General features: G+C 64.8%; 5 protein-coding genes and 1 pseudogene. 3 read left to right on the top strand and 3 right to left on the bottom strand.

Features of this window, described 5'->3' with window-relative positions:
* Both OXF11_02575 and OXF11_02570 read right to left on the bottom strand, forming a co-directional pair.
* The coding region (locus OXF11_02575) for a hypothetical protein (GenBank protein ID MCY4485983.1) at positions 1-2160 on the bottom strand (2160 nt) is incomplete at its 3' end.
* Position 2161: 1 nt separating this feature from the next.
* Complete coding sequence (locus tag OXF11_02570; GenBank protein ID MCY4485982.1) at positions 2162-3343, bottom strand: dipeptidase; 1182 nt, start codon at positions 3341-3343, stop codon at positions 2162-2164.
* Between the two features lie 245 nt (positions 3344-3588).
* Here OXF11_02570 and OXF11_02565 point away from each other — a divergent pair, with 245 nt between their 5' ends.
* Together OXF11_02565 and OXF11_02560 are read left to right on the top strand one after the other, a co-directional pair.
* Complete coding sequence (locus OXF11_02565) at positions 3589-3867, top strand: type II toxin-antitoxin system RelE/ParE family toxin (GenBank protein MCY4485981.1); 279 nt, start codon at positions 3589-3591, stop codon at positions 3865-3867.
* Positions 3868-3881: 14 nt separating this feature from the next.
* Positions 3882-4187 carry a HigA family addiction module antitoxin gene (locus OXF11_02560; protein MCY4485980.1) on the top strand — a complete coding sequence of 102 codons (306 nt, stop codon included), beginning with the start codon at positions 3882-3884 and terminating at the stop codon, positions 4185-4187.
* A 556-nt stretch (positions 4188-4743) separates the two neighbouring features.
* On the opposite strand, the gene OXF11_02555 is transcribed toward OXF11_02560, so the two are convergent.
* On the bottom strand, positions 4744-5757 hold the full coding sequence (locus OXF11_02555) for a DUF2332 domain-containing protein (GenBank protein ID MCY4485979.1): 1014 nt from the start codon (positions 5755-5757) through the stop codon (positions 4744-4746).
* 224 nt (positions 5758-5981) lie between these two features.
* On the opposite strand from OXF11_02555, the pseudogene OXF11_02550 reads away from it, so the two are divergent.
* Positions 5982-6095: pseudogene (locus OXF11_02550) on the top strand (transposase).
* Positions 6096-6193 lie beyond the last annotated feature (98 nt).

Raw genomic sequence — 6193 nt, 5'->3', positions numbered from 1 at the left:
GTCGTCGAGGCCCAGCGATTCGAGCACGGGACCGAAGTACCCCGCGAATGTGCCCGCCACGGAACCGTCGACGATCAGACGGTGGTCGTCACCGCAATGGATAACGAGGGCATCCGCCAAGGGGCGTGCCAAACGGTAGAAACGAACCTCGTCCTTGAGGTAGGTGGTCGACTCGCCGTCGTCGAGTGAGAGTTCCTCCTTCGGCACCTCCCCTACAACGATGCGGTCAGCAAACAGGAGCACCCAACGCGCCCGCGCGTTGCCGGACGACGCTTCGAACACCGCGACGGCACGAGTCCGAACGTCCGAAGTGACGACGCGCCCCGCGGGTGCAGGCGGTTCCGGGTCGCCGATCTGCCGGAGGATCGCCGGCGCCGACCGTGGCGGGATGATCGACAGCCTCCCGTGCTCCACGCGATCACGCAGCCGCGACTCCACCGCCTTCAGGTATCCTGACCAGAGCGCGGTGACCTGCTTGCGCTCCGGGAGCAACACCGAAGCATTGAGCAGCACCATATGGTCGTGCTCGACCGGCCAGTCCGACGCCGCCTTCGTCGCCAGTAGATCGACGAAAGACGCGACCAGTGGTTCCGCCAAGGGGTCTCCGACCAGATCGCGCGGTGGCTCGATCAACTGTTGCTCCCTTTCCGCCACGCCGTCCGAGTCGAGGCCGCCATCGTCGAAGGCGATCGACAGCGCCTTCTCCAACAGCTCGCGGGCGACGTCGGCGTCACCGATGCACTTGCGCGCCGCGATGGCGAACGCGCTGCCTTCGATAACCTGCCGCGCTTCCCCGAGGCCGAGTCGACACCACTCGCGGGCAAGCATCGCCAGTTGAATGAATCCTTCCTCGATGCGTATCTCCTCGCGGCTGCCGGCATCGATCAGATCGACCCGCAGACCTATCGACAGCGCCTTTTCCATTTCTTCTATCGCCTGGCTGGCCTTCGGCTCATTCAAACCACGCATGTCCCGCAGGATCTCGCCGAGACACCCGGCAATCGCCTGGCGCTGCGCGGGGCGCAGGGACGCGAAGTCGACGGGCGGGGTCAGCGTGGCGTCCGGTTCACCGTCGGCGGCAAGGGCGCGCAGCAGCGCCAACTTGGCGAACTCGTCCGGAATCCGCGCGCGCAGAATGCGGTCGGACAGGAGCTTGCGGTTGTGGTCGATGCCCGGAACCAGATTGTGAATGCGCAGCGCCTCGACGAGCGCCAGCCAGTCGGCGCTCCGATATGTGAGGCGCCCATCGTATGTGCGCGCCACCTGCAAGTAGACCAGCGCGACGGAACCCTCCAGGAGCTCCTTCAGCCAAGCCTCGGCGTACGTCTTGACGACGTGCTTGCCCACCCGCGAAAACGCCTCCCAGGCGAGCACCGACGCCGCCAGCGTAACCGGGTTCGCACCGAGGGCAACGCGAGCGGCCATCGTCGCGCCGCGCACATAATGCTGCCAGGGGGTGTACATCCGGTAGAGGTTGCGCGCCTTCTGCACTTGTTCGAGCCGCGTCACGACTTCCCTTACGGTCCACCCCGTGACGTTGACGACCGGCACCTGCTGCGCCACCTGGAGAAGGTCGCCGATGGCGGACCGTGCGGCCAACGCGATATCACCGATGCGCGCATCGAGTTCCGCCTTCTCCGCATCCTTCCCGTACAGCCGGGCGACTTCCTTCACGACATCGCGGAATTCCTCGAAAATGACACGGCCGTCGATGCCGGTGACTTCCCCGTCCTCTTGCTTCACGTAGCGCCGGTCGCGGATACCGTCCCAGACGCGGTCGCAGCGGGCCTGGATCATTCGCCCGAGTTGAGCGTCCAACTCCGACGGCGGCCCGTCCGTTTCGGAGCCATGCGACCGCTGGAGCGCGCTCCAGCCCTGCTCCACCGGCGACACCCCCTCAGCGAGCCAGCGCTTCTCAACCTCCCTCAGATCGCGCTCACGCAGTCCGTCGATGTGCTGCTCGATTTCCGTGACAAGCCTTCCGTCAACGGTGGCGGAGCGCGTGAGGCCCACCGAGAAACCCAGCGCCCCGGCGCCGAGCAACGTGACCGCGATCCCCACTTCTACCGAGAGCAGAAAAAGGAGAGAAACCCCGGCGACCGTGGCACCGCATCCTGCGACCAACCAGCCGACGGGCGCGCTCACTCGGATCAACGGCACGTCACCATCCTTCTGACGTGCCGCCCCGGTTCCGCGAAAACCCCTCCACCGCCTCCATCACCCGCAGCAGGTTGCCGCCCCACAGCCGGGCGATTTGGTCCTCGCCGTAACCCCGGCGCACCAGTTCGACGGTGACGTTGAGGGTGTCGCGGGCGTTGTCCCAGCCGGCGATGCCGCCGCCTCCGTTGAAGTCCGACGCGATGCCGACGTGGTCGATGCCCGCCAGGTTGACCGCGTAGTCGATGTGGTCGGCGAAATCCTTCACGGACGCCTTGGGCCACTCGCGGTCGATCTTTTGCCGGCGGGTGTGCCAGGCTTCGCGTTTCTCGTCGCTCAACCGTTCGAAGTCAGTGAAACCCTTGATGCCCATCTCGGTCCTGAGGGCGCGGAGCGCCGACTGCCGCTCGCCGGACACGGGCCGCAGGTAGGCGTCGAAGGCCACCATCTGGGCGACGCCGCCGTTGTCGCGGATGGCGGTCAGGGCCTCGTCGGACAGGTTCCGGGTATGGTCGTAGACGCCCTTGACGCTGGAGTGGGACGCGATCACCGGCGCGCGGGAGGCGCGGATGGCGTCCAGGGCCGTGGTCATGGCCGCGTGGGAGACGTCCACCATGATGCCCAGGTCGTTGGCGCGCGCCACCGCGGCGCGGCCGAAGTCCGTCAGGCCGCCGTGCTCGGCGGGCGTGTCCTTGAGGCGCGGGTAGGGCACGGCCGAGTCGCCGAGATCGTTGTGGCCGTTGTGCAGCAGGCCCAGGTAGCGCGCGCCGAAGTCGTGATACGTATCCAGGAGCCGCAGGTCGCGGCCCAGGGCATGGCCGTTCTCGATGCCGATGAGCGCCGCCAGCCGCCCTTCGCCATGAATGCGGCGCACGTCGGCGGCCGAGCGCGCCAGACTGATGGCCTCGGGGTACTGCACGTCGGTCATGCGCCGGATGGCCGCGAACTTGGCGAAGGCGTCCGCCATGGCCCGGGCATAGCCGGCCGCGTTGCGTTCGCCCTGGCCCACGTAGACGATGAAGAACACCGCGTCCAGTCCGCCGTGCTCCATGCCCACCAGGTCGATCTGTCCCCGTCCTCTCTTCGCCTCCCTGGGGTCGTAGTTTTCGGTGCCGAAGTCGGGCGGGATGTCCACGTGCGTGTCCACGGTAAGAACACGGTCGTGAATGGCGGCAGCTCGGCTCACAAGGTCGTCGTCCGCGGTTGAGGAAGTCATTTCGCCATACAGGGGAAGTTGCCGAGGAGGTTGCCCTGCTCGTTGAGGAGATGCTCTCCGGCCTTCGAAGACGGGCCCGAGAAGTGCCGGAAGTCGGGTGTACCAAAGAATGCTGTCATCAACAAGAGACTTCTCCTAGCCGTGGTCCGTGGTCAAACCGATGATCCACGACATGGATTTACGGAGGACGTAAAATGAATTAGAGTGTGGCGCACATGATCCGGAGTTTCAGGAACCGGGAGACGCAGCGCTTCTTCGAAGGGCATCGCGTCGCGGCGTTTCAGGGGTTCGCCTTTCAGGCGGCGCGCCGTCTGGTCTTGCTGGACAGCGCGGAGACGCTGCGAGACCTTTCCGCGTTGCGGGGTAACCGGCTTGAGGCGCTGCGCGGTGACCGCGCTGGACAGTACAGCATTCGGATCAACGATCAGTGGCGAATCTGCTTCGTCTGGACCGATGACGGACCGTGCGAGGTGGAGATTGTGGACTATCACTGAAATAGGGGTCGAACATGGACTCTAGGAACGGAATGAGGCCGGTGCATCCCGGCGAGATACTGCGCGACGAACTCGACGCACTCGGCCTACCGGCCAACGCCCTGGCAAACGCGCTGGGAGTCCCGGTGAACCGCGTGACGATGATCCTGAACGGACAGCGGGGCGTCAGCGCGGACACGGCGCTGCGTCTGGCGCGGTACTTTGGGACGACGCCGCAACTGTGGATGAACTTGCAAAAGACTTGGGAGCTTCGCCGGGCTGAGATCGAGGCAGGCCGCGAGATCGCCGAGCGTGTCACTCCAAGACAGCCGGTGGCCTGACGGGGTGGTGATCGATGCCGATCGGTGACTATCAGTCGCTCATGCTTCCTACCCTCAGGGCGCTTGCCGACGGGGCGGAGGTCCCGCTTGGTGAAATCCGCGAACGCGTCGCCGTCTCCGAAAAGCTGACCGACCGAGAGTTCATCGGCTCCGCGTCGCGGGCTACGAGGCCCATGTCGCGAAGCTGGACAACCGATCGGGCTTCATCGACCGTTTCTGGCCGGGCGTCCTGCTCGTCGGACGGCTCAAGAGCGACTACCGCTATTCCATCGACCTCGTCTACAATACTTTTCCGATGCCGCCCAAAGGCGCAGATCTGTATACGAGCGCGGCAGAAGGTCCGTCTCATAGACCGGCTCCAGCAACGTGAGCATCGATCCCATCACCGCGCAGGACAAGGGCCGGCACTACGCGAGACAACTCGAGGTGCCGTTCGTCTTTCTGTCGAACGGCGAGGAAGTGCGGTTCCTTGATAGGGACGCGGACACCTACGCGCGCACTGGTCGAGATGGCGACGGGACCGTCCGGTGGTCAACGCGACGCCACTCATAACGCCCTAGTTCAGCCACTCCAGCCACTTGCCGTGGTTCTCGCAGTTCGCGAGCACCGCTTCGCTCCTGAGCCCGTTCCGGTAGGAAACCAGCGCTAACAAGGACTCTCCCTCGCGGGCACCTCTTCTGGTTGAGACGACCGACAAGTCCCGCCGCTCCCCGTGTTGTGCAATCGAAGCGGTAAACTGGTCACGAGCCGCGGGCGGGAGGTTGGTGAACACGCGGATAATGCACAGGGCTGCTTCCTCGGGCACACTCGCAAGCAACTCCGGAAGCAGCACAATGCCGTCGCCTGCCACCATGTCGGGCTTGTCTCGTCGCGCCACCGTGATGGCGTTCTCCAGTAGCCGTGCCCGCTCTCCCTCCTCCGGCCAGACCAGCGAACGAAGCCACAGCGTCTGCTCCCGGTCGTCGACATCAATGGGGTTCAGGTCCACCCCGATGCGACACTCCACCGCTGGGAGCGTTGCCGGAACGTCGGGAGCAGATGTTCCCCGGATCTCGCATCTGATCTGCACCGGCGACGCCGGGTCTCCGGACAGAAGCCCGTTTCCGTAGTCGTAGCCGTAGCGGTCCCAAAGAAGTATCAAACCGGCAGCCGCGCCTATCTCCAGCAGGTACAGCGGCTGGCCCTTCGCCTCACGGGACACGAGGACGAAGGCGGGGAGTAGCAGCGCACACCGATTTACCTCGTTGGTCTGGACCGTGTGGTTCGCGATAAGTTCGATGATCCTCTCGGCGTGTTCGAGACAGAAATCGCGAAACGGAGGGTAGGGGTTGCCCGCGGCAGTGGGGCCGGCCTCGTAGAACCCGGCCAGTGGGTGCGGCGTACCGTTCAGCAGAAGGAATTGTACAGCCGCGAACCACAGGTTCGGCACCCTCTCGCCCCGTCGAGCATGTGCGGCCAACGCCAGAATTTCCGGATCGTCCCTAATGTTCTTGGCGAGCCGCTCGTACAGAGGGGACGAGTCGCGGCATTCTTTCGCGAATGCCCGGAATTGGCCGGAGACGGATTCCAACAGAGGTGATTGAGGAGGTTTCGGCATTGGAACACCATAACACGCCGTTGGGTGCCGGCAACGAAACAGGGCCGGGCCGGCGGTAGTTCAAAATTCTGGCGGCGTAGTGAGTTCAAAGGGAGTCAGAGGCAAGCCGGTTCATGAATTCCCTGCACACTGAGGTGGTCCCGGAAAATCGGACAGGTTGCTAAGGTGTATTCCACCGACCGAGGGAGGGATACGCGATGAGCACACGGCGACGATTCAGCGGGGACTTCAAGGCGAAGGTGGCCCTGGAGGCGCTACGCGGGGACAAGACGATCCAGGAGATCGCCACGCGGCACAAGATCCACCCGAACTAGGTGAGCACGTGGAAGCAGCGAGCGGTGGAGGGGATGAAGGAGGTGTTCTCGAACGGGGCAGAGCGGGCGCGCGGGGATCACGAGGCGGAGGTCCG

The sequence above is a fragment of the Deltaproteobacteria bacterium genome (assembly GCA_026712905.1).
Lineage (GTDB): Bacteria > Desulfobacterota > Binatia > UBA9968 > JAJDTQ01 > JAJDTQ01.
The sequence above is the reverse complement of the archived record's forward strand: the minus strand, read 5'-3'. Positions and strand labels throughout refer to the sequence as shown.